The 26,928-nt window shown below is 58.2% G+C and carries 16 protein-coding genes and 1 tRNA gene; 8 read left to right on the forward strand and 9 right to left on the reverse strand.

The genetic code is table 11. The features are described from left to right. Both ORD17_RS10810 and ORD17_RS10815 read left to right on the forward strand, forming a co-directional pair. Window positions 1-1,167 carry an acetate/propionate family kinase gene (locus tag ORD17_RS10810; protein WP_308388515.1) on the forward strand — a complete coding sequence of 389 codons (1,167 nt, stop codon included), beginning with the start codon at window positions 1-3 and terminating at the stop codon, window positions 1,165-1,167. A 101-nt stretch (window positions 1,168-1,268) separates the two neighbouring features. Then, window positions 1,269-1,344 (forward strand) — tRNA-Lys (locus ORD17_RS10815). Between the two features lie 155 nt (window positions 1,345-1,499). Here ORD17_RS10815 and ORD17_RS10820 read toward each other — a convergent pair. From ORD17_RS10820 to ORD17_RS10845, 6 genes are all read right to left on the reverse strand, one after another. Beyond that, window positions 1,500-4,673, reverse strand: a complete 3,174-nt coding sequence (locus ORD17_RS10820; RefSeq protein WP_308388516.1) for an RNA-directed DNA polymerase — start codon at window positions 4,671-4,673, stop codon at window positions 1,500-1,502. A gap of 114 nt (window positions 4,674-4,787) precedes the next feature. Continuing rightward, window positions 4,788-5,426, reverse strand: coding sequence for a hypothetical protein (locus ORD17_RS10825; protein ID WP_308388517.1), 639 nt, complete (start codon window positions 5,424-5,426; stop codon window positions 4,788-4,790). Between the two features lie 18 nt (window positions 5,427-5,444). Beyond that, window positions 5,445-8,291, reverse strand: coding sequence for a DUF499 domain-containing protein (locus tag ORD17_RS10830; RefSeq protein ID WP_308388518.1), 2,847 nt, complete (start codon window positions 8,289-8,291; stop codon window positions 5,445-5,447). Between the two features lie 15 nt (window positions 8,292-8,306). After that, a complete protein-coding gene (locus ORD17_RS10835; RefSeq protein WP_308388519.1) occupies window positions 8,307-11,255 on the reverse strand; it encodes a DUF1156 domain-containing protein in 2,949 nt (982 codons plus the stop codon). Further along, window positions 11,224-11,841 (reverse strand): NYN domain-containing protein, encoded by a 618-nt coding sequence (locus tag ORD17_RS10840; protein WP_308388520.1) that lies wholly within the window; start codon window positions 11,839-11,841, stop codon window positions 11,224-11,226. The genes ORD17_RS10835 and ORD17_RS10840 overlap by 32 nt, the downstream gene beginning before the upstream one ends. Window positions 11,842-12,042: 201 nt before the next feature. Next, window positions 12,043-15,576, reverse strand: a complete 3,534-nt coding sequence (locus ORD17_RS10845) for a helicase-related protein (RefSeq protein WP_308388521.1) — start codon at window positions 15,574-15,576, stop codon at window positions 12,043-12,045. A gap of 243 nt (window positions 15,577-15,819) precedes the next feature. Here ORD17_RS10845 and mobF point away from each other — a divergent pair, with 243 nt between their 5' ends. The 4 genes from mobF to ORD17_RS10865 all read left to right on the forward strand — a co-directional run bounded on the left by mobF (window position 15,820) and on the right by ORD17_RS10865 (window position 20,862). Continuing rightward, window positions 15,820-18,693, forward strand: coding sequence for a MobF family relaxase (gene mobF / locus ORD17_RS10850; RefSeq protein WP_308388522.1), 2,874 nt, complete (start codon window positions 15,820-15,822; stop codon window positions 18,691-18,693). Between the two features lie 347 nt (window positions 18,694-19,040). Continuing rightward, window positions 19,041-19,352 carry a hypothetical protein gene (locus tag ORD17_RS10855; protein ID WP_308388523.1) on the forward strand — a complete coding sequence of 104 codons (312 nt, stop codon included), beginning with the start codon at window positions 19,041-19,043 and terminating at the stop codon, window positions 19,350-19,352. A gap of 10 nt (window positions 19,353-19,362) precedes the next feature. Beyond that, a complete protein-coding gene (locus ORD17_RS10860) occupies window positions 19,363-20,079 on the forward strand; it encodes a hypothetical protein (protein WP_308388524.1) in 717 nt (238 codons plus the stop codon). A 3-nt stretch (window positions 20,080-20,082) separates the two neighbouring features. Then, on the forward strand, window positions 20,083-20,862 hold the full coding sequence (locus ORD17_RS10865; RefSeq protein WP_308388525.1) for a hypothetical protein: 780 nt from the start codon (window positions 20,083-20,085) through the stop codon (window positions 20,860-20,862). A gap of 346 nt (window positions 20,863-21,208) precedes the next feature. Here ORD17_RS10865 and ORD17_RS10870 read toward each other — a convergent pair whose 3' ends face one another. From ORD17_RS10870 to ORD17_RS10880, 3 genes are read right to left on the reverse strand one after another with little or no spacing between them, the layout of a single operon-like run. After that, the gene (locus ORD17_RS10870) at window positions 21,209-21,838 is read right to left on the reverse strand and encodes a hypothetical protein (protein WP_308388526.1); all 630 of its coding nucleotides are present in this window, start codon (window positions 21,836-21,838) and stop codon (window positions 21,209-21,211) included. Window positions 21,839-21,851: 13 nt separating this feature from the next. Beyond that, window positions 21,852-22,589, reverse strand: a complete 738-nt coding sequence (locus tag ORD17_RS10875; protein ID WP_308388527.1) for a hypothetical protein — start codon at window positions 22,587-22,589, stop codon at window positions 21,852-21,854. Between the two features lie 43 nt (window positions 22,590-22,632). Then, window positions 22,633-24,711 (reverse strand): ATP-binding protein, encoded by a 2,079-nt coding sequence (locus ORD17_RS10880; protein ID WP_308388528.1) that lies wholly within the window; start codon window positions 24,709-24,711, stop codon window positions 22,633-22,635. Window positions 24,712-24,801: 90 nt separating this feature from the next. Here ORD17_RS10880 and ORD17_RS10885 point away from each other — a divergent pair, with 90 nt between their 5' ends. Further along, window positions 24,802-25,848, forward strand: a complete 1,047-nt coding sequence (locus ORD17_RS10885) for a WYL domain-containing protein (RefSeq protein ID WP_308388529.1) — start codon at window positions 24,802-24,804, stop codon at window positions 25,846-25,848. After that, window positions 25,845-26,864: an ADP-ribosylglycohydrolase family protein gene (locus tag ORD17_RS10890; protein WP_308388530.1), complete on the forward strand. Its 1,020-nt coding sequence runs from the start codon at window positions 25,845-25,847 to the stop codon at window positions 26,862-26,864. Before ORD17_RS10885 ends, ORD17_RS10890 begins: the two co-directional genes overlap by 4 nt. Window positions 26,865-26,928: the final 64 nt, after the last annotated feature.

Consider the following 26,928-nt stretch of genomic DNA (forward strand, 5'->3'; position numbering starts at 1 on the left):
ATGGCTGAACTGGTTCTCGCTCTGAATAGCGGCTCATCTTCCCTCAAATTTGCTCTTTACGAATATAGCGGCGAGTTCGGGCAAAGGGCGGGAGAAGGCGCGATTGAGCGGATTGGCCAGAGTGTCGGCCGGCTGTGGTGGCGGGCGAATAATGCCAACATCGATCGCAATGCCGTTTTTCCCGATCATTCCGGCGCCCTGCGTGCTCTGCTGGACTGTTTTCAGGAGCTGGGCTTACAGCAGCTCGCCGCCATTGGGCACCGTGTCGTTTCCGGTGGGCCGGAGCTGCGTGAGCACTGCATCATCGACGCCCAGGTGTTACAAATTCTCCGGGCATCCCTGCGCTTTGCCCCATTACATCTTCCTGCCGAGATCGCCGTCATGGAGGCGGCCAGTAAGCATTGGCCGCAAACCCCGCAGTTTGCCTGCTTCGACACCGCCTTTCATCGCAGCATTCCGGAACTGGCGGCGCGCTATTCCCTGCCCCGCAATCTGTGGCAGGAAGGGATACGGAAGTATGGCTTTCACGGACTCTCTTACGAATACATCTGCACGCAGATCGACAAATCCGGACGGAGCATCATCGCCCACCTGGGCAATGGCGCCAGTCTGGCGGCAGTGCGGGACGGTGTGTGCGTGGATACCAGTATGGGGCTCAGCCCCACGGGCGGCGTAGTCATGGGGACCCGTTGCGGCGATCTCGACCCCGGGGTACTTCTTTTTCTCCTCGAAGAAAAGGGCTACACCGCCAATCAGCTCGAACGCGTTCTCAACCATCTCTCGGGTCTCTTGGGTCTATCTGGTACCAGTGGCGACATGCAGGTCCTGCTGGCGGCCCGGGACAAAGAGCCACACGCAGCTTTCGCCATCGATGCCTTTGCCTACAGCGTGCGCAAGATGATCGGCAGCTTTCTGGCGGTCCTGGGAGGTGCGGATCGCTTGATTTTTACGGGCGGTATCGGCGAGCATGCCGCGCTGGTACGCGAGCTGATCTGCATGCCCCTCGCTAGCCTGGGATTTGTTTTGGACCGCGCCGCCAATCAGGCCGGGCAAAGACGAATCTCCCAGCCCGACAGTCCCACCGAGATCCTCTGCATCCCTACCGATGAAGATCGCATGATTGCCGCTCATAGCTATCACCTTCTGCATCAATCGTCTGCCGCCTGAGAGCTCACAGACGAAATCGGGGGAATTCCAGCGCTTCTCCTGGGTGATGGGCGGAAGTCGGCCTTGCTTTGTCCGGGGATTTTGCTATCATCTCGCGGATCGGGTTGTTAGCTCAGTTGGTAGAGCAGCTGACTCTTAATCAGCGGGTCGTGGGTTCGATCCCCTCACAACCCACCATATAAAACAGGCACTTAGGAATATTTTCTAGGTGCCTTGTTTTTTGTCATCCAACTTATGTCCAACCTTAAAGTAAAAACAAGCTATCCCAGCGGGCGGGATCAAGGGCATCTCCGTGGCCGTAAACGCGCAGGATCATGGGCTGCTACTCCGCGCTATGAGGGAATGGACATTCGATAAGCATGGATTCTGAACCCCTCAGGCACGGGCTTGAATGGATCATCTTCATCCGGCCAACGATTAGCCCGACTTTGGAATTCCCGCAGATTATGGATATCTACATTGACCACTACCACATGCTCGTTCTCGCCGCCGCGTAACCGACAGACGTCCCGCTTGTGATTAGTCTTTTCGGGCGCCCGCACACGGCTGTCGCCAAATCGCCTGTTGTTGACCAAGGCCACATACGCATGAACATCCAAGCTAGCGGATTCCACCAGCGCCGAGAATGTCTCAAGGTCTTGGTTCCAAGACAGAACCATCATGCAGTCTACCGCCCCCTGAAAATTCAGTCGATGCTGAACATTCTGGAGCTCGGAGCAGACCAGTACACCAAAGGCAAAACCTTTGTGGAGGTAAACAGGCTTGGCGCTGCGATCCCCAGGGAACAAGGTCCAACGCTTACCGAAATCCCTTTGCAAGAGGAAATCTTCCCCTGGGGCTGGCAGTGTCTTGGGCTGGTGTACCCGGACAAATGCGGGGAAGCCAAGGCGATCATCGGCAAGAACGAGGACGGCTTCGCTGTGAATGGTGCGTTCCGCGACATGATAGTCCAGACCAGCAATCAGACTGATTCCTGAGTCCCGAAGCAGACCCGTGACGGTGCCAAGCCACCGTTCGGGCAAAGATAATTCCGGTAACAGTAGGTGTGTGGGCTTTGGACTTGCCTTAATTGCCTGATTCACTACATCTTCAATACGCTTATACCGTGATCTGGACAGGTCTGACCGACCACTAGCGGCCGCTTTCCACGTGTCATCCGAGGTCAACAGGCTGCTGATGCCAAGCAACACCGGCTTATGACTCTTGCCACCCAGGATGGCCAGATTGATGTCATTCGGGTTGGCTTCACTGGGCTCCTGTGTACCAGGATCAAGAAGCGATTCCCAAACCCATACTCCCCGAAGCGCTCGCACATAGCGCGCCCAATTCCTAGTTGGAGCGTGCTTGTCGCCATCTTTGCCGAGCAAAACACACTCCTGAGGTAGGAACAGAGAAACCTCCTCTGTCGAATAAGGGCGCGTTGGAAACAAATAAGGCAGGAATGAAATGGCCTCGCTCCCTGTCGCCGACAGCCCTGCTCTGGGATGCACTCTGAATGTGCTAAGGTCGCCGTTAGTTTTCGATCTCCGAAGGAAGTCAGAAAGGTCATCCAGGCAATCGTAACACTTGGCGAGATAGTCTTCACCACTAACTGCTGGGCGCTGACGAGTCGCATCCCTATGCAGATGATCTTTGTAAGAGACTTTCGCCCAATCCGCTTCGCGAATTGCGAGTGAGACCGATTCCAAGTCATCTTCCTTACCCAGCAACCCGACAGCCTCACATAATTCGAAAGCGACCTTAGGTAAGGGCTGCAGACCACCCTTCCGTTTCCCCCAGCGCAGCGATCTAGATATGGCATCAGCAGCAGATTTTCTCACGCCATCTCGTACAGACTCCCATTCGGTCTGTAGACCTCTTTCCGGTACTTTTATGTCATGTCCGTTCACACGGATACATTCAATGGTTACCCTCTCAACCTGTGTCAGCGCAGCCAGCGCCGCATCGAACAGGCGTTTAGCATCCGGCCAGTCTTTCAACGCCACCGCCAGCGACAGCAATCGTGGCAGGTAATCTAAGTGATCAAAAATCTTGTCTGGCCGAAGAATGTGGTTCAAGGCGAATTGGTAAAACTTGCGGCGTTCGGTCTTCCAGTCATCTGGACGCAAGTCCCGCGAAAGGATCTCCACGGCACGTAATAAAACGGACCACCCTAGCCGCCTGACGGACAGTCCGTCAGCCTTGCGCAATGTGTCTGCTTCTTCGGATGCCTGCCCTGCGGCGGCTAATACCTTGGCAGCTGCCATGGACTCCAGATTGTCAGGGTTTGGCATCAGGCGGCGTTCGCTCGACACGCTCCGAATCTGGGACTCAATGCTATCCAGCAAATCCAGACCGCCTTGCCCGTCCAGAAAGAAGACCTTCTGCTTTGACTGTTGCAGCAAAAGCGTGGTCTCACCTTGATAGGCTCCCGGTAATTGCAGATAGATATTCTCTTGATCTTTTCGCGGTGGGGGGAAGCTCGACGTCCGTTTGGCGATGAACTTCTGTAATTTTGGAAAATCAACCACATCCCCTGGGTCACGCAGCACAATGAAAATATCGTCCACATATCTGCCGTAGTAGACAGGACTCAGTTGTTGCTCAATTTCACGGTCTAGACCAATCAGTAGGGCATTCGATACCACACGGGAAATTGAGAGACCAATAGGCAAGCCGCCAACAAGTGGCACATCCGATTGTTTGGGCTCGCACCCCAGTTCGACAAGCTTTGCCAAAGCCCGGTCGGACCAAGCCACAAGGGCATCTGCGAAATCGGAGGTGAACGCCTTCTCCCATGGCGTTAATTCGATCTTGGCGTAATCATGGAAGCACTTCCCCTTCATGAACGCTGGTGCAATCCGATGGTAGTAACTGTTCAAGTCCATCGTGATGGCAATAACAGATCTATCGGCCTCCAGTTCTTGGCGGATTGCCTTGAGACCCCGTTCCCGCCATTGCCGATAGGGGACAAAATAAGGGTAGAATGATCCGATTGCTTCGGTGTGATAGGGGCCGAGCGTTCCTTCAGGTGAGCCCAATTCAGGGCGATACCTCCGTAAACGGTTCCCGTAAGCCGATTTGGTCAATGCAGCATCGAACTTGTGTCCGACCAGGTTGATCCAAAGCGCGGACAGGATGTGCATTTCTACAGGGAAGTTACCAACCAATCGGAATTCCGGTGTTAGGTCATGCGTGACACATAGGTGCTGGAAGGCGCGATCAGGATTGGAGAAGAATCCATGCCCATTCGGTATTTTCTTGTCTGTTTTTGGCTTCGCAGACAACTTCTTTGCGACTAGGTGGGGCTCGCCCAAGTTTTCTGTAAGCACATCGATAATCTGACCCGTTTGGAGACGCTCCAGCAAGCCCGTCAAGCGTGTCGGCAGAGTTGATTCGTAATCGACGAATTCGCGGGCGACAAAGAGCGAGCGTTCAAAATAGCAGTCTGCCTTTGCCTTCCTGAAGGCATAGAAAAGCTCGGTTAAAGATAAGTCTGACCAGAACTCAATATTGCGCTGTGCCATACTCTTTCCCTCAGTCCTAGAAAATTATTTTTGGCCAGAAAAACTCAAAATGGTTGTGAGAGGGGACCACGGAAATCGAGCGATTTTGGCGAAGGCAAGCAGATTCCAGAAGTCTCATGCCAGAAACCGCTCCGCAGTCCGCCGAACGGTCTGTAACCCCTGACGGATGTTGTCAATCCCGCGCTCCAATTTTTCCTGTGCTACATGGAAGAGAGTCATATATAGGCAGATCTGTCCGGCGTGTTTGGTGCAGCGGCCAACACATACTGGGAAGAGCGCGTCTGGTAATCGACTCGCGGCGAGATTCTGGATACGCCAGTTGGGAATACCGGCTCCACCAATTGCCGACCGATCCCACAGTGCGGTTCTGGAAGTCCATTGCCAGAACCGCGTACTCGCAGATTTTTGGTCCGACGACGATAAAAAAGGCCAGAAGATAAGAAATCGCTTATGCGCGTCATTGGGAATAATCTTTGACTGGTACTTTGGGAACACCCTACACCAGCATCTACTCTGGTCCCTGGCTTTAGACGACAACAGGTTATTCAGGAAGACCGCGATCTGCGGTCTGGCGGCGGCAAAGAGCAGCCTTCGAACGAATGCCAATTGCGCAAGCTCTAAGAGTGACGCCTGGGTGAACGCGAAACCTGTCAGCAACAAGGCGATTGTAGCGATATCGCCACTCAACAGAAGCCAAATGGCCTTATCGGCCTCAGATATCAGCGGCGGAGAGCCCGTAATATTTTTTGCCACCCATCCCTTCCCATTTCTTCAGTCCTCGTTTTCGAACTCGGCGTTCCTAAACTTCAGTACGTTGCAGTTCTCCTTCACGGCGCGCTGAAGCCCGTCGTCAAAGCCGGTAGGTGACTCGGCCTGGATCTCGATGGCGATCTTTACCTTCACGTCGGGGCGCATGGTGAACTGCTGGACGACCTCGTCGACCAAGTCGGCGAACTGCTTCTTCGCCAGAAACGGGTCGAGCTCGATGCTGCCGTAGAACCGCTTTTTGACCGTCTTCCCCGCGGTAGTGCCGTTCGAGGCATGGCCGCCATTGGTCGAGTCCTCCACGCGGGAGGTATCCCCACCGACCGGGACAGTTGTCGTGGCTGCACCGCCGCTTGCCTCGGCGGCCTTGTCCCGAGACTCTTCCTCCGCTGCACGCAACGCATCCAAATAGGCTGCTGCAGCGGATGGCTCGATCAGTAACAGCGACGAATCCATGAACAGTGCCGTGCGCTTGCCGTAGCTGAAACCAACATACTGGCCATCCTCCTTCCCTTGGGCAAACCCAAAAAAGTCCCGGCTCTCCGCTCCCGCTGCCAGCGTGCGCTGGAATACTGCGTCGTCCTTCAGGCGCGGCAGGTAGAGTTGCTGGCAAGTCTGCTGCCACACGTTGAGCGCGTTGGCTTCCGCGATATCAGCCTTCCAGAACCAGTCCTTCAACACTTTGGCCAGATGGATTGGCGCCCATTCGCAGATGAGGAGTTCGTTCTCTTTGAGCACACGTTCGATTTCCTGTGACAAATTAGGTGCGCCCGGATTGACCTGGAGGTGCTCCCACTGAATGTCGGATAGCCCTTTGCCAGGGCGAGCCTCCTGCATGGGCGCAAGCATCCACTTGTAGGTCTCACGGATCATCCGGCGAAGCGCATCGTTTGCATCCTCCTGACTCTTGCTCGCCTGCCGCGCCTGGAACTGATCAAGGTTGAGCTTCATCTCCTTGATGTCGCTCACAATGGACTGCCACGCAAGGGTCGATCGCACCTGATCCTTCAGACGGCTCACGCTGTCGTAGTCGGCAGCGAGGAAGATCAAACGATTCTGCTTGAAGCGGGGCTGGTCGGCACGGTTTTTCAGAATCTCGGTTGCGCGATTGAGGGCTGGGCTGTGGCCATTGCGGCTGAATGCTGCATCGGGCGGCAGCACGACCAGGCGTAATTGCCAGTCATCCGGGACATCGCCACTGGCCGTGAAGATGTGGATACCGCCAAACACACTGGAAGCAAAGGACCTCTGAATTTGGCCACGGATAGCGGGAAACACGTCCTCCTTGTCCTGGAAGCGGCGTTTCCGCTCCTCCATTTCGCGGCGCAGGTTGGGCCGCGTATCGAACCAGAAGCGGTTGTTGCCACTGTTCAGGTAATGCAGGCGGTCACTCAAACGGCGCAGCGCATCTTTGTAGAGGCCAACCTGTTGGCCCGGTTGCGCCACACCCAGCGCGATGCGTTCCAGTTCGATGCCGCGCACCATCTGGTTCAGCGTGCTCGGTGCACTGCCGAGAAAAATTGTCCGTGCGGAACGGCGGCAGGCTTGTAAGCTGCCCAGGCGAGGATCAGCGCTCTCAATCTCAGTGGTTTCCGCACGCTCGCCGTCTACGTCGCGCTCAACGACCGGATCCCAACCCTGCGGCAGGTAGTAGATCATCTCATTGCGGGTATCCGCATCCTGCAGCGGAAAACTGCCGGGCATGATCAACGGGTCTTTGTCGTTGTCCTTCCAGAGTCGGTGAATGACCTTGGCCATCAACTTCAGCACACCACGGGTGCGCTGGAAGTTGTCGAGTGACGACCAGTCCTCGTAGAGTCGATCGAACACCTCCGGGTGGATGGGATAGGCGTCCATCAGTCGGTCAAAATACCGGCTTTCCAGTGTCTCGTGGGGGAAATCTTCGCTATTCTCCGTATAGTAATCGGCAAATGCCCGGCATACCGATTCAGCCGCCAGCTTGTCGTTGATACTGGAAAACAGGCGGCGACGGACGATCTCGAACGCCTCCTCGGTGCCCACCGGCTTCCACAGCGCCTGTATCCGGCCAAAGGCGTGTGCCAGCGCTTCCAATGCCCTCACCCCACGTTGGCTGCCGGCTTCCTTGTCCGATTCGGGTAGCGACGCCAGCAGCACCGCTGTGGGCACAGCCTTGAGCGCCTCGGTTAGCGCCTGAACAAAACTCAGGTTGGAATCAAAGGTGCCGCCCGCAAGGGTCATGCCCTCCTCGAATTGGCGCACATAGGCCACCAGCTCGTCGATCAGAATGACACAGGGCGCGTAGCGGCCCAGCAGGTTGGCCAGCACCTCCTTACCTGGCGAGGTGCCCGAAGCGTCTGCTTGCGCCACCAGCGCGTAGCCCTCGGCCCCGCCTAACTGCCACGCCAAATCTCCCCACAGGGTGCGGATCGCCTGGCCATCACGCACCACCGGCTGGTTGGGTGAGGACTTGATGCCATCGAGCACGGCGACACGCGCCTTGGGCAATTCCGTCACGCCAGCCGCATCGAGAATGGCGGGAACCCCCGGCAGGTCGCTGGTGTCAGTCGCCCCTTTGGCGAGGTGGTAGACCGCCAGCATCGTATGCGTCTTACCTCCACCGAATGCCGTTTGCAGTTGAATGACCGGGTCTCCCCCTTTACCGGTCAGTCGTTTGACCACAGAGTCAAGCAGCAGACGCATGCCTTCGGTGATGAAGGTGCGCTGAAAGAACAGCGTAGGATCCTGATACTCAGGCGTCGCCGTGCCTGCGTGGACGCGCGATAGATCCGCGGCAAACTCGGATTGCAGGAAGGTGCCCTTGAGAACATCTTCATGTGGGACGGCAATTTCACGCCACGGTTTTAGACTCATTGTACTTCCCCCCAATCAAATTCCCAATTGCACCTGCGAACCCACGATGCCGGTATCTGCCGATGCCTGTTCAATGCCTGACCACGCGGCCACCAGCTCATTATAGGCACGTGCCTCCTCAGCCCAACCTTTACGCTCGCAGAGGGTATAGAGGCGATAGGCCAGTGCGCGGATGGGCTCCGCCTGGGCGGGCATGCGCGCAAGCAGCACGCCTGCAGCAGTTTCGCCATCCTGGTTGAGTGCGCGGATCATCTGGTGCAGAGCCTCCCACACTGGCGAGCGGGTATCGGTTTCCGGTGACCAGTCCTTGGGTAGCTCGGCCCACCGCAACAGGCGCAGTTTGCCTGCACCGCTTTCGACGACACCTGCAGCCTGTAATCCGCCGACGCTGGTTCCCTTGGCGCGCGCCAGAACATCTGCGTCGCCAAACTTGCCTTCCGCCCAACCCTGACCCTCGAACCAGTGCAGGCAGAACTGGGTATCGTGGTCGAAGTCGTCTTCGGCGAGGAAGCGGTTGATGAGTTGCAGTGCGGTACGTACGCCCATAGATGTGCCGTCGGCTTCCAGCACCGCAGCGTATTGGCTGAAGATCGCCATGCCGGGGCCGATGATGGCCTGCGACAAGTCCACCGGCGCTACGGGCGAATGGACCTCGCCGTGGGTCATGGCCTCTAGCGCCTCGGGCAGCGTCGCGTTGAGCTCGCGCAGGAACTCGCGGCGGCTGGCGACTGGGGCATCGGGAGCGCGCTGGCGGCAGACCAGTACGATGCTGGAGGCCAGGGCGTTGGTTCCACTAGCAATCATGCGTCCTGCACCTTCAGTTCGAACAGGCCAAGTGCCGGTCAGCGCAAACCCAGCTTTCAACACGGCTTCAAGGAAGGTTTCCCAGCCGGTGCTGGAAGTGCCGGATTCGCCCGTCGTCTCGGACTGCTTGAAGGCGTAGTAGATAGTGACGGGAAACGCCGGGTGCGCCTGCTGCGCCAGGTTATGCAGCGCCATAGTCATGCCGTCAAGAAAGAATTTCTCGGCCTCTTCCTTGCCGCCGTGGCGGTAGGGCGTGGCGACCAGTTCTTCAGCCTTGGGCACGGCAACGGTGGCGAACTGATTGGGGTAAATTTGGCGCAGCGAACGACGCAGCCAGACATAAAAGAAATCCGACAGGTCGGCGTATCCAATGTTGTCGTAGTACGGCGGGTCGGTCGATACCACCTTATTGGTACTGACAGACTGAGTTTGCGCATCAAATTGAAGTGCGAAACCGACACCTTGTTTCGGTAGATCGCGAACCGACATTGCTCCCTTGTCGATAGCAGCTGCCAAGCTACCACCCGCATCAGCAAACGGATTTGATTCAGCAAAATCCCAAACCATTGGGATTGCTTGCCGGGCAAAAGTCTCACGAAATGCACCTCGATCATTCATCCAAGAAGCAATTGACGATCCGATGTTGGCCACCTTGCTAATCGCAAAAGCCAAATACACCCCCACCGCCTGGGCGTAGGCGGTGGCGCCGGTGCCGCCTTGGTCTAGGCCCACGCCGTCGTCGGGCAGGCCGGCGGCCAGGGCATCCTGGCGGCATTTTTCGATGGCCTCGGCGACCAGATCGGAAAAGGTGGTCAGCGCCACCAGTTGGCGGGGGGTGAAGAGGTCGCCGAACTTCATGAGCCCGTAATTCGGCGTTTTGAAGTCGCGGGGGTTGGTTGGCAAATCCATATCCGGTTTCCATTGCGGCTCCGCCTGTCGTGCAATGGCCTCGTGTTCCTCGGTAGGCAGTAAATAAACCCGCCCGCGCGACCCTTCCGCCACGATGGCCATCAGACGCGCACCCATGCGTCCGGCCTGGCCCTCGCTGCGAATATATTTGTAATCGATGGGTGAGCCCGATAGCAGGCAGTAGAAGCCGCCCCGCTTGCCTGCCGCAGTTCCTTCCTTTGCCCGCGCATAGGCCGCCGGGTCGAAATCGGGGTTGCCCGCCACCTTGACGGTAAAGCGGTAGGCATCGCCTTCGACCACCGGCTGTACATAGGCCTCCTTGCCCGCCTTGCTGGAGAGCACGAAGGTGGAGGCGAGCGGCACGTCCACATGGCTAAAGACGGGATTGGGGCTTTTGACCGTACGCGCCCAGAGCCAGGCAATCACCGTGAGCTTCTGGCCCAGGAGTGGCTGCAAGTCGGAGCGCGCGGCGGCCAGCGCCGGGGTGATTTCGACGGGCGGGTACAGAGCACCGATGCGCCGCTGGGCTGCTTCGCGCATCCAGGCGCCGTAGCGGCGCACGTCTTCGGCCAGCCCTTTGGCTCCGGTCCAGTCCTCGCTCAGATGGCCTTGCCGGTCGCTGGGTAGACGCGGCCCCACGGGCGCACGTCCGGCAAAACGCGGCGGGATTTCGATCATCGCCTTGTTGATGGTCACCGCCACGGGGTTGAGGTCGCTGGCGTAGCTTTCCAGACCCAGGCGCTGGGCTTCCAGGGGCAGCGCGCCGCCGCCGGCAAAGGGGTCGTGAAAGGCGGGCAGTTTATTTGGGTTGAACAGCTCGGCTGCCTGCGGATGGCCTTTGTTCAGTTCACAGGTTTCGCGCCAACTGCGCACGATCTCCGCGCGGGCACGAGACAAGACTTCCTCGTTGTTGGTGTTCTCCCACTGCACCAGGTCTTCGATGATCTTGAACAGGCGTTCGCGCTCAATGGCCGCCTTTTCCTTGTTAATCCCGTACTTGAATCCGCCCCCTTGCTGATAACCGGGATCGTTGACCATCTGCGCGAAGAGGACTGCGCGAGCAGCCGCCAACGGACGGCGCGCCCACCACAGGTGCAGCGTGGAGGGATGGCCGTGGCGGATACTCTTCTCGCGTGCCGCAGCAACATTGATGGCATCGAGCGGCAGGGCAACTTCAATGATTTTTTTGGGGTTTTGATGGGAACGGTCATGTTTGGCCTTATTTCCAGTGCGCTGGACGTTGGAGCACAAAGCCGTCGGGTTTGACGACCTGTTCGGGTAACTGGCTGGCGCGCAGCTTGTTTTCGCTGATGGCAAGGTGGCCACTGGCGTATTGCTTGAGGGCTTTGGAATGGCGATGTGGCGGAAAGGCAACGATGACGCGCTTGGGCGGAAAGCGTTCGCGCACTCGGCGGATGGGCGTGGTGAGGTCACTGTCGCCAGAGATGACCAGGGCCACGTCGAAAGCATCGTCGAAAGCATCCGTCATCAACTGGATAGCGATGTTCACATCGGTCATCTTTTCTTCGTAGTCCAGCCAAGTGGCGTGACAAGCCCGGCACTCGCGCTTCTTTTCCAGGTAATGACCGAACTGACTCTGCACCCCTTGAACCGCCAGCGCCTCCAGATAATCGTTCTGCCGCTTCTGGTCCGCCGCATTGCGGCCATTGTCACAAATACGGGCGGAGAAGTAATGGGTGGCGACCAGTTGCTGGTCTGGTTTGAGCAAGGTGCGGGCCAGCGCGGCCACATCCAGCCAAAAGTAGCGTTTGAACCGGGCCTGCTTCAGGCCGAAGTACAGGTTGAAACCGTCGATGTAGGCAGCGACGCGGGTCATGGACGTGTTTCCGACCCCTTGCCATGCGTGGCAAAGGTGATACCATACAACCTGCGAACCCCCCGGAGATAGCATCTCCGGCCCGACGCCCCGAAAGGGGCGTTTCTTTTTTGGGGGTTGCCCCTGGCCCCGCCGGGAATCGCATCTCCGGCCCGAGGCCTCCCTCACGGAGGCGTTTCTTTTTGAGGTTACTCCAGCACATCACTGCATTCTCTCCACACGCACAGCCCGCGCAAGCAACTCGTCAAGGTTGAGGTTGATGCTGGTCACCGCCCAATCCGGTTCCTGTGTGAAGGGTTTGGTCACGTAGAACGGCCCTTCGTGCTGCTCGCCGTCGACCAGAACGATGGCCAGGATGAATTTGTCCTGCTGGTTCAACCCGTAGAGGATTTCGCTGCGGGTGACGGTAATCGTGCTTTGCCCCTTGGCGCGCCCCTTCACCTCGATATGCCGGGAGGGTGGGAGCTTGCCATCGACAGCTTTCGGCAGACTGGTCACATCCCAGCCGCATTTCTGCGCTGAGACATCGATAACCTCATGACCAAGGGCACGCTCGGCATCCATGACGGCCTTCATGGCGACCCATTCCACGTGGGCACGGGCGTTCGCGTCTGCCGTCCATCCGGATTGCCCCTTGCGCTGTGCCAGCAGGCCGGCAGGGATCACCAGCGCTCCGCCGACTACCACTGGTGTTGCCGAGATCACATGGCGCATGGCCTGCAGTTCCTTCTCGCGCGTCTCACGCCGGACGGTCAGGTCATCAATGGTCCGGCGTACGTTCTCCAGCGTCAGGCGTACATCTTTGCCAGCGGCGATGTCGTCCTGCAGCTTGATGTAACGATCACCCCAGAAGTTGATCTCCTTGACCAGACGCTCGTTGACCGCGGCAAGGGTCTTGTCGACCATCTTCTCGCGGCGGGCACGCACCTCGTCAAAGTGCTCCGGCACCAGATGCGTGGAAGCGTGCGCCAAGGCCTCCTGCTCAAGATTCTGCGTAATCCACGGCGCGCCCAGCACATCTTCGATCAGGCCCATGTCGGCTTTGTCGATGGGCTCCAGGTCGAGGTGCGGCGCCCAGCCGGCATTGATCGCGCCCCCCTGCGGGTCGATCTCCACAAACTGCATGCGACGGGAAACGACATGGGCCGGGTCGCCCCCTTCCTTCACGGAATGGTCGATGAGAAACATTACCCTGGGGATGAGACCCAGGTCACTGGGATCGACCAGTACCGCGCCTTGCTTGAGCTGGTTGCGGTGCGATTCCAGCACCAGGTCGGTAACCGCTTGCATCAGCGGATGCCCTGGGTGGATCAGGCTGGCCATCGGTACGCCGATCCGCTCGGTGAGGCGGACATATTGCTTCTCAAAACATACGCGCTCGTATTTGCGCAGCACGGGATCGAGGTTGCGGCGATCCCGCCCGGCAATTCTTCGGTCGCGCTCGCGGATGTTGGCCGGAACGTGGGTAATCTCGTAGCGACCAGGTTCGCGTGGGCGCAGTTCCCCGCCCAGTTGCTGGAAGGCTTGGCTAAAGAAAGAACGAATGAAGTAGGGTTGAAGCTTCCGCGCTTCTGCCTTTTCCATTTCCTCCTTGACGGCAAACAGCCGTTGCTCATCCATCACCTCTTCGCAAAGGGCATTGCGCCGGATGATGGTTTCGAGGTGCTGGGTATCGAGTGCACCTTCGACCTTGCGGTGGAGACGGGCGCGGACTTCGGGATCGGCTCCGTAGCGGATCGCCTCGAGCAGCAGGTCTTTGAGACTCTTGTCCTCGAATACCTCGCCGAGAATGTCGAATACGCGGCCGCCTAGTGCGGCGCGCTCGACTTCCAGCTTTTCGAACAATCGTTGGAAAACGTCACCCTCTCGGGTCTCGTTGGCTACCATGTTCCACAGGTGGCAGACCTCGGTTTGGCCGATACGGTGGATGCGGCCGAAGCGCTGCTCCAGACGGTTGGGGTTCCAGGGCAGGTCGTAATTGACCATCAGGTTGGCATTCTGCAGGTTGACGCCTTCCCCTGCGGCATCGGTGGCAACCAGCACGCGCACGGCAGGATCGTTGCGAAACATCTCCTGCACTTTGCGCCGTTCCTCGCGCTTGACGCCCCCGTGGATTACCACCACGGCCTCCTCGCTGCCAATCAACCCGCGAATCTTGACTGCGAGGTAGTTCAGCGTGTCGCGGTGCTCGGTGAAGATGATCAGTTTGCGCTGTCGGCCATCGGCATCGCGCATCTCCGGCGTATTCTGCAACAGCTTGGATAGCTCGTCCCATTTGCGATCCTGACCAGAATGGACGACCTGCCTGGCTCGCTCCTCCAGGCCCTCGAGGATGAGGATCTCGGCTTCAAGCTCCTGGATGGTCTGCGCAGCGGTGGCCTGATCGACGACGGCCTCCTCAAAATTCTCGTAATCGTCGGGCGAGAGCGCATCGTCAGACTCCCAGATATCCTCAGGAGGGTGGTTGAAGCCGATTGCGGGAAGGGTCTCGGCCAACGCCTGGCCACGGCTCCGCAGCTTTTCTTCCTCGACCCGGCGGGTGAGTTTGATGCGCCGACGCTTGAGCGACTGGTAGATTGCCTCGGGGCTGGAGGCTAGACGGCGCTGCAAGGCCGTGAGGGCGAAGCCCACGGTGCCTTTGCGCTGACCATCGAGTTGATCGGCCCGGTTCATTTCTTCCTTCACGTAATCGGTAACAGCGGCGTAGAGCGCGGCTTCAAGATCGGAGAGTTGGTAGTTGGTGGTGTAAGCACGACGTTCCGGAAACAGGCGTGTGCCATCAAAGCGCAGCATGTCTTCCTTGACCATGCGGCGCATCAGATCGGAGACATCGACCTTGTGGGCGCCATCCCGGAACTTGCCATAGAACCGGTCAGCGTCCAGCAGGGAGAGGAACAGCTGGAAGTCCTCTTCCTTGCCGTTATGGGGGGTTGCCGTCATCAACAAAAAGTGGCGGGTAATCGAGCCCAGCAACTCACCAAGCTGAAAGCGCTTGGTCTTGTTGACCTTGTTGCCGAAGTAATTGGCCGAGAGCTTGTGGGCTTCATCGACCACCACCAGGTCCCAGTGCGACAGGCGCAGCTTCTCCTGCATTTCTTCGGCGCGCGCCAGTTGATCGACGCGGGCAACCATCAGATCGATGTCATCAAATGGATTGCCGCTGCGCGACTGCTCGACCTGCTCGCGGGAAAACAGCGCGAAAGAGAGGCCGAATTTCTCGAACATTTCGTCCTGCCACTGCTCGACCAGGCTACCCGGCGCGACGATGAGCACGCGCTTGGCGTCTGCCCGCATCAGCAGCTCGCGGATCAAGAGACCTGCCATGATGGTCTTGCCCGCACCTGGATCGTCGGCCAGGACATAGCGCAGGGGTTGGCGCGGCAGCATGGATTCGTAGACCGCCGTGATCTGGTGTGGCAGTGGCTCGACGTTGGAGGTATGCACCGCCATCATCGGATCGAACAAATGCGCCAGATGAATCCGGTAGGCTTCTGCGGCGAGCTTGAAATCCTCGCCTGGTGCGTCGAATGCCCAGGGTCGACCAGACTCGGCGAAAGAAAGCTTGGCCTCGTCCGTGCGAAACAGCATCCGCTCCAGTAGCTTGCCGTCTGCAGTCTTATAGTAGACGGTGAGCGCGGTATCGCCTACCGGCTCCGTGGTGACGACGCGGACCACCTGCCCGGGCTCGATACCCGATATGGCGGCATTCTTCTGGATCTGTTCGAGTTTCAGCACAACGTCTCCCGATATTTCTGCTCAGTCTACATGACTGCAGCGTTGGATGCATAAGGCTAATTGGGCAATAGGAGTGGGGCATGCGAGATCCATCATGGGCCAACAGTTTTTCAGCCGCCCAACGCGGGTGAATCGAAAATGCCTAAGCGGTAAATAGCCTTGATGTGCTGCAGTATTGGCACGCGTTCGCCGTTGACACCACACCAGCTATCCATGGGAAACATCGGATGGTTGGGGTGGAAAATGATTCGGGTCAAACCTATCAAGAGCAGTGGCGGGGCAACAGGGGTTGCCAACTACCTGCGCAACGAGCGCAAGGACATATCGGCTGAGCAAGCGGTTGGCTATTACAGCGAGGGCGGCGGAGCACCTTCCTTCTGGGCGGGCCGTGGCGCAGAGGTCTTGGGTCTTTCGGGTGCCGTGGATACCGACCAGTTCCAGGCGCTGCTCGAAGGTAATCTGCCGGATGGAACGGATTTGGCTGGCCGGCACCAGAGTCGCCGCATGGGCGACGGCTATGTCCTCAGTGCTCCCAAGTCGGTATCCATGATGGCCTGCGAGGACGAACGCTGGAAAGCATGGCACGACGAGGGGGTCAAGGCGGCCGTAGCGTTTATGCAGGAGCGCATGGTCTACGCGCGTCTTGGCAAAGGGGGTCGGATATCGGAGTACGACGGGGACATTATCGCCGCCGTGCACCGGCACGAAGACGCCCGCCCCGTCGATGGGCTGGTGGATATGGACCTGCACAGCCACGTGACGGTGATCAACGCGATGCGGCGGTCCGACGGGCAATGGACCAGCATCAACAACGACCAGGGTGTCGATTGTGAACTCCAGAAAGAAGCCGATGCCATTTACTTGGCTACCATGGCCCGATTGGCCGTCGAGCACGGCTACGAATTGGAGCAAAGCGCTACCGGTTTCGAAGTGGCGGGCATTACCCGCGACCAGATCGAGGCTTTCAGCCGCCGGCGCGGGCAAATCCAGGCGGATCTGAGCGACAAGGGCGGCATCGAGGCCGCCAGTGTGGCGCAACGGGACGCGGCCTGGTCCGCCACACGCGCCGAGAAACGGCAACTGAGCCAGTCAGAGCAACGGTGGGAGTGGCGACGACGCCTGCGGGAGGCCAAGGTTCCCACCAATGACCTATTGGTGAAGAGCCTGGAGCGCGCGAAGCGGCGGGAAATACAGCACCCAGACCGCGCAACCCTTGCCGTACAGCGGGCGCTGGAGCATTGCAGCGAACACGACACGGTATTCTCGCTCTCAGCTGTCCGCGCGGAGGCATTGCGGCAGGGTATGGCAGAAGGCCTCTCCATCGAGACGATCGACGCGGCCCTGCATTCAGCTCGCGAGTTGCTAGACGGTGGCGTAGTGGATCGGGATGGGACCGGCAAGCGGCGCAAGCTGTACACGACCACACAGGCGGTAGCGGAAGAGCTGGCGATACAGGCGATCGCCACAGAGGGCAAGGTTAAGGCCCTACGATCCCCGGAAGTCGTGTCGGCGCTCCTGGCACAACGACAGCAGGCGCAAGGCTGGAACTATTCCGACGGACAGATCGAGGCCATACAGATGGCGCTGACCGGCAAAGAGCAACATCAGGGCATCGTCGGTGCCGCCGGGGCGGGGAAAACCACCAGCATGGCTGTCATCGTGGAACACTACCGACAGGTCGGATACGAGGTCATCGGCCTCGCTCCCTCGGCCAAGGCGGCCGCTGAACTGCAGTCGGCGGGTTGCCAGACTCAGACCCTGGAGTCCTTCCTGCGCAGCAAACCGACGGAGGCCTCCCGTAAGGTGCTCTATATCGTCGACGAAGCGGGTATGGTCTCGCGTCGGGATTTGCTGCGCTTCTATCGGCGGGCACAGCAGGATCGGGCACGGACCCTGGCCGTGGGCGACCCCCGGCAATTGCTGGCCGTGCAGGCCGGTAATCCCTTCGAGCAACTGTTACGTTGTAACGGTTTCCGCCAGGCCAGCATCACCCAGATCAACCGGCAGAAGGACAAGGCACTATTGGCCATTGCCGAAGCCTTCGCCAGGGGGGATGCCAAAGAAGGGCTGCGGCTGGCCGATCCCTATCTGCGGGAAGTTCCCCTGCCCGATCCGGCACCAGGCCAAAAGAAGCTCGACAAACCCGCCAAGCAGGAAGTGTTGGCGAGAGCCGCTGCGGCATCCTACCTTCGGCTGTCCTCCGAGGAGCGCGGGCAAACCCTGGTTCTCGCGGCCAGCAATGGCACCAGGCGAGTCGCCAATGCCGAGATCCGCAGGGGTCTAATCGAGCGGGGGGAATTAGGCCGGGAATCCGTGCGGATCACCGCCCTCGACAAGGTCAGCCTGAGCGTCACCCATCAGGGCCAAGCGGCATTCTATCGGCCGGGACAAGTGGTGGAACTTGGCCGCGCGGAGTCCGGCGTTGGGGAACGCGGCACTCGCTGGAAGATCGTGGGCATTGAAAATGGCAAGCTGCAAGTCGTCCCCTTGCAGGCAGAGGCGAAAGTGCCCGTAAACCTCAGGCCTTCGACACAACTGCAATTGTACGACGTGCGTCCGATGGAATTGCGCGAGGGTGACCAAGTCTTATTCCGACAGAACGACAAGAGCCGAGACCTCGATCTGCGCAACGGCGACGATGCCGTCATTGCCATCCAGAATGGAAAAGCGTTTGCAACGCTGCGCGATGGAAAGTCGATAGAGCTGAAAACCAGTGAAGTCATGGATTATGGCTACTGCCGCACCGTTCATGCCTCCCAGGGTGCCACGGTGGATCGGGCAATCGTCATCGCCGAGAGTAGCCGCGCTGGGGCGAACCTCGGCTACGTCGCCCTGAGCCGAGAGAAACACCACCTGGAAATCCTGACTGACGACAAGGACAAGCTCGCCGAGAGTTGGGGAAAATACGTCCAGCAAGAATCCGCGCGGGAGGCAGCGATGCGCGGCACGCTGCAAACTGCCAGAGACCAAGCACGGGAGGTTATCGCGTACCAGATGGCCCATGCTCGTGCTGAAGAGAGAACTCAACGCAAAACCCCAAAACGAGAAAAGGCACGAGACACCCTCACCGCCCACAAGCAACGCAGCCCTGCCTACGACCAGGGCATTGTTTGGTGACGCAAGCGCTGGCCGAACCCTGCGATCCTACCAAAATGCTGGCGGCAACGAGCATGAACCCGCTCGACCGACAGACACCTTCGACAGCACAAACTTCACATCCCGCCAGGGTGCGTTTGTGCGGATAAAAGCCTACCCGCAGGGTGGGCGTAAACCAACGTGAACACATGGAAGGATACCGTAGGTGCACGGCAAAGCGTGTGAATCGCCGCTCCATGTGAAGCATTCCCGTGCCACTCCGTGTCAACCCAAAATCAAACCGTGTTTTGGGTTGACATTCCGCCAGCTATGGGTGAGCGGCGCCAATCTGGCACGGGGCGCAGATGCCGCTTTCAGGAGGACATGGCATGGCACGAACGCTCACCGCAAAGGTGCTCCCCTACCTCGAAGCCATCGAGGCGGCGCACCGGGCCGGCGAATCGTGGAGGGATATTGGTGCACTGGTGGAAGCGGCCATAGACGTGCAATTCGGATCGCCCGTTTGTTTCGGCAATGCGGTTCGGCGCGCCCGCAAAGGGGTGGACGATGGGCGCCTATGGGTCGAGCAACGGCCCCTGCCCGGTATGGCGCACAAGCCTGTGGGTCTATCCCAAATCCACAAAACACCGGTTCCACAGGAACCACGGAAATCGCTTTCCATCGATCTGGATACACCGTAAAGGAGGTCTCATGAAACATCTGGTCATCAGCCATGGCGATAAGGGGGGCGTGGGGAAAAGCATCTTCTCCATGCTGGCAGTCGAGTTCGGACTTTTCTCTGGACGGAACGTTGCGATTGTGGAGGGCGATACCAAAATCGGTGATGTGAAGGCGCGGTATGAGGACGTGGTTTCGGTCTTGTCGGTAAATTTGGATAAAAGCGGCAAGGACGCCGAGAACGCGATAGCCACCCTCTTTAGCCACTTGGAAGCCCTGCAGAGTGATTTCGTAGTCATGAACCTCCCTGCCAATTCCCACAAGGCGATTGACGCTTACGCGGAGATTATCGCACCCGTTGCGCAGGAGCTGGGACTGCAGATCTGTGTGGCGTGGATGATCGGGCGGGAGTCCAGCAGCGCGACCTTGGCGAACGAGTCCGCCATCTGCCAGCTGGCGGATCGCAAAATGGCCGTGGTCAATCGCCACGAATCCGATTTTGACCGAGATTACTACTGGTTCACGGCTCCGCAGTATCGGGAGGAGTGGGTCGCATCCGGTGGTTTGACCGGGGAAATCCCGGAGCTGGCCTCGCGGGTCGGGGCCAGGGTAAAGGAATACCAAGGCCAGTCTTTTGCCTCGCTGGCGGGTCCGGAAAGTCCGCTCTTCATCGTCGAGCGGCAGATCATCAAGCACTGGCTCCAAAAATCCTGGCAATGGTCGGTGATCCCCTTGCTGGAGGGGGAATGAATCATGCGCGATGAGACCCAAAAAGAAACGGCGAACACGGGACCCATGTCTCAGGTACTGAAGGGGATCAGTGCGGAGGATCTCAGTGGATTCATCGGCTGGTCAACGCGCTTTCGGATCGGCCCGGACGACCCGATGTGGGGCGCTGTACTTGCGACGAAGATCTCCTACCAGGCAGCGGCAGTATCCATGGAGGCAGCGACCGACCTCTCCGCCCAGGTGGCAAAAATCCCAGAAGTCATCTACCTGGGAGCGAAACGGGCGGCCAACGAGGTGTCGGCAAGCATTGCCGGGCAGTCCGATGCGTTTGTATCACGGCTCGAAGCGGGCGGGAGCAAGTTCGCCCGGAACTTTTATGCGGAGGTGGAGCCCCTCCTCGACCAGTCGATGAAGAAAGGCGGGGAAACCCTGGAAAAGGCCTTGCAGAGCGGTAGCCTCAAGCTGGAGAAAGCAGAACAGACGCTTGCGTCCCAGCTCTCGGGAGAGGCCGTACAACACTACATACAGGGTGCAAAGCAGGAGGCGCTGGCCACCTTCACCGACGAGGCGAGGAGAGCTGCCCAAGCTGCCGTGCGAGTAGACCTCAACTGGTCGTACGCAGCTACTGGGGCGGTGATTCTAGCGCTGATCGTGACCGGCTGGATCGCCAATGACATCTACCTGCATGCTACCGACCGGATCGCACCAGAACCCATCCAGCAGTACACCAATGGCAAGCGGTATTGCCACCAATCCGGCCAGGACTACGTGTGCGTGCTCACCAAGGCGCCACCGGAATCTTGAGCGGGTACCATCCCGTTCAACCCTCTTCGGCTAGGCCTGGTTCTCTGCCGGGTTTTTCGTATCCCGGCCGACACAGTAATTGGCCGCCGGCAAGCGTAAGCATGCGACAATTACCGACCACAAGATATTGCGGACGCTGAAAGGTTAAACTGTGCTTAATGCTGAGCGGGGGGGGGGGACGACGTCGTGAGGTTGACGTGATCTCTAAGGGCGGTAAAACTGTGAGCAGACATTCATCGAGATCTGATTGATTAATATCTAAATTATTTAAAAACTTCGTGATGCAAAAAAACAAAATCCAAGATGACGACAGGCGTTATCTTGGATTTTTTGGTTTTACGACATATTACGCGATTAACTTGCTTTTGTCAGGAAATCGCACAAATGGCTGTTCGGGGTCGTCCCCAAAAATGCTTTTGGTACTATTACCGTTATGCAACGACATGAGCGGTTTCACGCAGAGATCAAGAAGATCGTGCTCGTTCTTGAGGGATAACAGCTTGACTCCATAGGCTATACTTCCATCATTCTTCCAGCGAAGAACAACCTCATTCTCTACGTTAAAATCGAGGTCATCTTCATCTTTGGCTAACGGAAATTTAAAATACCAATGGCCAAAGCCGAACTCATGAGAAAATCTTATCATGTAGACAATCGGATCTTCATTCCCATGAAAATCTATGAGATTTCCAGCGAGCGATATCTGAAAGCCGAAGTAGAGATCAGGTTTCCGTGCGCCCCGAGTTTTTACTGGGATACATTTTGCTAGACCTATTTTTACATTGCTGTAATCTTTAAAAAATTCTGCCAAGTCATCTTCATCACTTACCTCGTCATCAGCTATGCGAAGTTTATTCTCAACAATTTCTTTTGACAGCATAGCTGTAAGCCTGTCCGACATCAACCCCACTTCTTTCCATGTCTGGTTGACCACATCAAAACAACTAACCAGATTTTTGCCTTTTAGATTTTCCATGCTCGACTCTCCGTTAGAGTGCAGCGGCGCTGCGGTAAAAAATCGTTCCTCTCTCACACCTGGATAAGAATGATTCGCTGGGGAGCTCAATGGTATTCCAGTCAAATTGCCGCCCCAACCAGAATAAATATTCCCTGTCTCGAATCCCATCCATGGCAAATGACATTATCGTATCGAACCCGTTGAAATGGCATACGTCGCAAGCCTCCAAAAAGGCGCCAACAAGCTTCGCCCATTTTTTGGCAATGGGGTCTATCGCGTTCTTTTCAGATAGTTCAAGGCAGCGATCTTTAAAGTCCATCCAGGTGAGGTTCCTGGAGGGCTTTGCGACGTCTATCGCGTAGCGGCTCAAGACAATATGTCCCGCCAGACGTAAGTGGTCTTCAGCCTCGATGGCCTGAATCTGACGCTCTACTTGTTCGTCACCCAAGGGCGCGTTCCATTTTATCTCGATGACGTAGGCGTCTCCGCTTCCATCCGAATGCTCTTCGGTAAATACGAGATCTGGCTCGACGTTGTTATAGCGCGGCCAGAAAGAAAGAGACAACTTGCTATCGCTCGATTTAAAGAAAAAACCAAAAATTTCCCCAATGATCGAGCGGACAGTTTCTTCGGAGAAAAAGTCGAGGGGACCAAAAATCGTTGAAGTGATCTCATCTTCCTGGGTGCGACGCTCCCCTGTTCGCTCGGCAGCGGAAACGTAACGCTCGAACGGTAGACGGCTCTTTTTATTTTCGATAGCGTGTAGCATAAGGTCTCCCTGAGTGCACGATGTAAAGAAAAGGCCCTGGCTGCTATACGCCGCAAAACCCGAAAACGCCCTGGGGGAGCCGCTGCCTCAGGCGGATCGCGGTCTTAAGTTTTGCAATAACACCCTCGAAAGGCGAAGCTTGTCCCCGCTCGAACCGCCGGCAGAGCGTTGCGACATCCGATACAGTAAGTCCGTGCAACTGATCGGCCCATGCATCCCGCTCCGGGGGCGATGGATTCCACCAGAGGTGTGCAGACAGTTTTTCCAGAAGCAGTAGTCGTCGTTGCCGGTTTGGGAGTTGGAACTCCAAGACCCAGTCAAAGCGCCGAAACGCTGCGCCATCGAGAGATTGGACGAAGTTGGTGGCCATGATGAGTCTCCCTCGGAAGGTATCCACCTGTTGCAGGAGTTCATTGACCGCCGAGATTTCCCAGGAATGCGTTGCACCCTCCCGGGACTGCAGGTAGCTGTCGGCCTCGTCCAAGAACAGAATCCCTCCACGAGCGCGGCGAAATGCAGAGGCAAGGTTCTGCTCCGTCTCGCCAACGTACTTTCCCAAGATATCCGAGGGCAAGAAGCAGTGCAATTCCACTCCCAGTGCCTCGGCACAATGCTGGGCGAATGCCGTCTTACCGGTCCCCGAAGGACCGTGGAGTAAGATGCGCGCATCTGCCAGGTCGGGAAGCTGTTGCAGAACCGCAGATAAGTCCTGATCACATTCGAGGAGATCGAGGTCGAAATCCATGGCAGGCGCGACTGGTGGTGTTAATCCCCTCAACTCGAGCAAGGATTCCAATGATTCTCTTGCATCGACCGCGGCATGCTTGCCCATGAGGCGTACAGCCCGCGCCGCTTGCTGGATGGCCCCAGGCGTCATCTGCGACATCGCTGCCCAGCGGGTAATGGTGCCCCCGGGTATGGCCAGGTCCTCCACCTGTTGGGAGATGATGCGTTGGCGAACGGATTTCGGTGGGGCTGTGAACTCCAGCTCATAGATCATGCGCCGGCGGTACGCGGGATCTATGCCTTCTATGGAGTTGGATATCCAGAGGGTCGGAACCTTCGATTGCTCCAGTAAGCGGTTGGTCCAGCCCTTGTGCGCGCCCACGCGCGGAGCCCAGGGAAAGAGCGAGGGCACAAAGACGTCCTCCACCTCATCGAAGAGAATCAGGCTGCGGGGCTGTCGGGCCAGAGCCCGTTGGCTAAGGGCATAGGCCTTGAAGCGATCGTCGCCCTCGATGGGATTCTGTTCCGCATCTTGACCGCGCACCTCGACGGTGGCGGTGCGCAACGCTTTTGCCAGCGCCAGAGCATATTCGGTCTTGCCCGTACCGGGTGCTCCATACAGAAGCACATGGACCCCGGGCTCCTGCGCTTGCCACGCGCCTTCCAGGATGGCCATCAAACGTTCACTGTGTGCTTTCAGGTGGGGGAAATCCTCGACGCTCAGGGCCGTGGTGGCCAGGGGATGGAAGAGCGGCGCAAAAAGCGCATCTTCGTTTTCGTGCTCCTGCAGGAGGAGCGAGGCCATGCCTGGCATCAGGCGCATATCCTCCTTGTGTACATCTTGCAGCAGGCCGCAGCTGCGCAATACCGAGTGGGGAAGCAAGGACTGATGAACGAGGATGGTATCGAGCTCCAAGGCTTCAGCCAGCAGCACCGCAATCCGATCGACGGTCCACTCGCTGAGTTCGTCCAATACCGCAGACAGATTTTCGTAGGTCTCCGCCAGGGTGGCCAAGAGCAGGATCCGCTGCTCCGCGACGTTCAGCTCCAGGCGATTGGCGAGACGCACGATGTTCAAAAAGACTGGCACTCCCTCCTCCTGGGGCTTGGGCAGGGCACGAAGCACGTCGATCGCGCGGCGCAGTTTGCGGGCCACGGAGGCGTTGTTGTATTCCTCTTCGCCCCAGTTCAGTAGGGCCATGATCTGGCGGTCTTGCAACATCCACCAGTGGGAGCCCATCTGCCGCCCGCGAAGCCGCAGAATGCGTAAACTCCAGTAGCGAACCCAGTCTTCCAGAGGGTCCTCCTCCAGCCACGTTGACCACAGGGCAACGTCGTCATCAAGGTCCCAATCCTCGTCTTGCACGGTGTGTAGTGATGCGGGTTTTCTGGCCACGATTTGCTCTCCTGTGCTGTCTGAGTGCTATTCTAGGGGAAGAACGCGACCATAACGGTCGCATGCCGTCAGTCAGGAGAACTCGGCACGATGCGGGAAGAAACCCAGTTTTTTCGGAGACTTTTTGTGCTGCTGCAGCTTCCCGGCAGCCAGCGCAGCAGACGCAGTGTGGCGCAATTGCGCCGGGATCTCGCCCAGCAGGGTATCGAGACCACGACACGCACCATCGAACGGGATCTTCTATGGCTCGCGCGTTTCTTTCCTCTGCATTGTGACGATAGCCGACCGCGAGGATGGTTCTGGGCAGAGGGCCGGCAGAGCATCCAGATTCCCCGACTCGACAGCCTCACAGCACTCGTCCTCTTGCTGGCCCACGAGTCTTTGCGCTCCATCTTTCCGCCCGCCCTACTGGAGAATTGGGAACACTACCGACAGCAAGCCGAGCGCACACTGATGGACTCGTCATTGCGTGACTGGCGCCGCCATGTGGCCGTTCTCACATCAAGCGTGCAAGCGCCGCCGAGATTGCCGGATTGGACGCTCACGCAGATTCTGGAGGCCCTGGAAAGTGGTCGTCAAATCGCCTTCATCTACCAAACACCGTGGCGCAAGGAAGCAAAAGACCATCGTGTAAGCCCCTGGGGTGTTGTCCTGCAGGAGGGTATTTTGTATCTGGTGGCATACCACCCTGGCCGGGGCACCCCACTGCTCTATGCCAGTCAGCGCATGCAGCGCGTGCGGCTACTGCAAGTGCCGGCCGAAGGCATGCCTCCAGGCTTTTCCCTCAGAGATTTTGCGCAAGCCAACCTGCGATTTGCCGAACCTGGGGCAAGTATCGTCCTCCGCTTCCGGGTGCGGCAGGATATGGCCCGTCTGGTGGAAGAGCGCCCCATCGGAAGTCATCAGACGGTCGAATCTCGAGGGCGAGTCTGGGTGACCTTTCGGGCAGAAGTTGAAAATTCCGCCGCCCTGCGTTGGTGGATACTGAGCTGGGGGGCCGCGTTGCAGGTATTGAGCCCTCCGGAATTGGTGGAGACTCTGCGCGGCACCACGATAGAGATGGCCAAGCTTTATGCCCGGAGGCCAAGAATTGCCTCGTCGGCAAAGCCCAAGACACCGCAAAAGGAATCGGCATGAGCCAAGACATCATCGATCGAATCCGGGGCGGCTTTCTGGGCGGTGCTGTGGGCGATGCTTTGGGCGAACCCATTGAGTTCCTATCGCAACAAGAACGACTCGAGCGCTGGGGACCAGCCGGCGTGCGGGAGTTCGTCCACCCGGATGGCCTGGGTCGATTCACCGACGACACGCAGATGACCCTGTTCACTGCCGAAGCCCTGATTCTGCACGCTCGGACCGGAGAGCCCTTGCTGCCGGCCCTCCACAAGGCGTACCTGCGCTGGCTGGTCACCCAGCAATTGCCGAGTCGGATTCCGGCGGAAGTCTACATCAACGAGGGCTCCTTGCTGGACGAAGCCGTCCTCCACCGACGTATGGGACCAGGACGTACCTGCCTCAGGGCACTGATGGGAGCCACCGATCTCGGAATGCCCGTAGTCAACGACAGCAAGGGCTGTGGTGGCTTGATGCGGGTAGCACCCATTGGTTTCTGGGCGGCCCTGTGCCCGGAGCAATGGGATATCCGACGAACCTTCACCGTTGCCAGCCAAGCCGCGCAGTTGACGCACGGACATCCATGCGGCTATCTCTCGGCAGGATGTTTCGCGGTACTAGTCCGAGAGGTCTGTCTGGGCGCCGAATTGGCAGAGGCTCTGGCCACCACACTGACGTTCCAGGAGAAACTTGAGGAGACTGGTGTACCCATCCGTAACGCACTCAGTCAGGCGCGAGATCTCGCAAAAAGAAGCGTTCCCTGGGAGCAAGCAGTACTCGAACTGGGTTCCGGCTGGGTGGCGGAGGAGATTCTCGCTATCGCCGTCTATCTTGGGCTGACGGCGCCGGATACCGAGACGGGGATCGTTCAGGCCGCCAATCATCCCGGAGACGCCGACTCCGTGGGGGCCATTGCAGGTCAGTTGCTTGGGGTATGTCATGGCAGCGTAGGATTGGGGCGCTCCCGCCGGCTGAAGGGCTATTCCACACTTGTTTCGACGATATCTGGGGTCTTTACAGAGGTAATGCGCCGCCTATAACTCTGTGCGCATGAACAAAGGCGATTGTTCCCACCCAGCTAACTCGATGACAGTGGGAGTAGCC

The organism is Acidithiobacillus sp. AMEEHan (assembly GCF_030996345.1).
Classification (GTDB): Bacteria; Pseudomonadota; Gammaproteobacteria; order Acidithiobacillales; family Acidithiobacillaceae; genus Igneacidithiobacillus.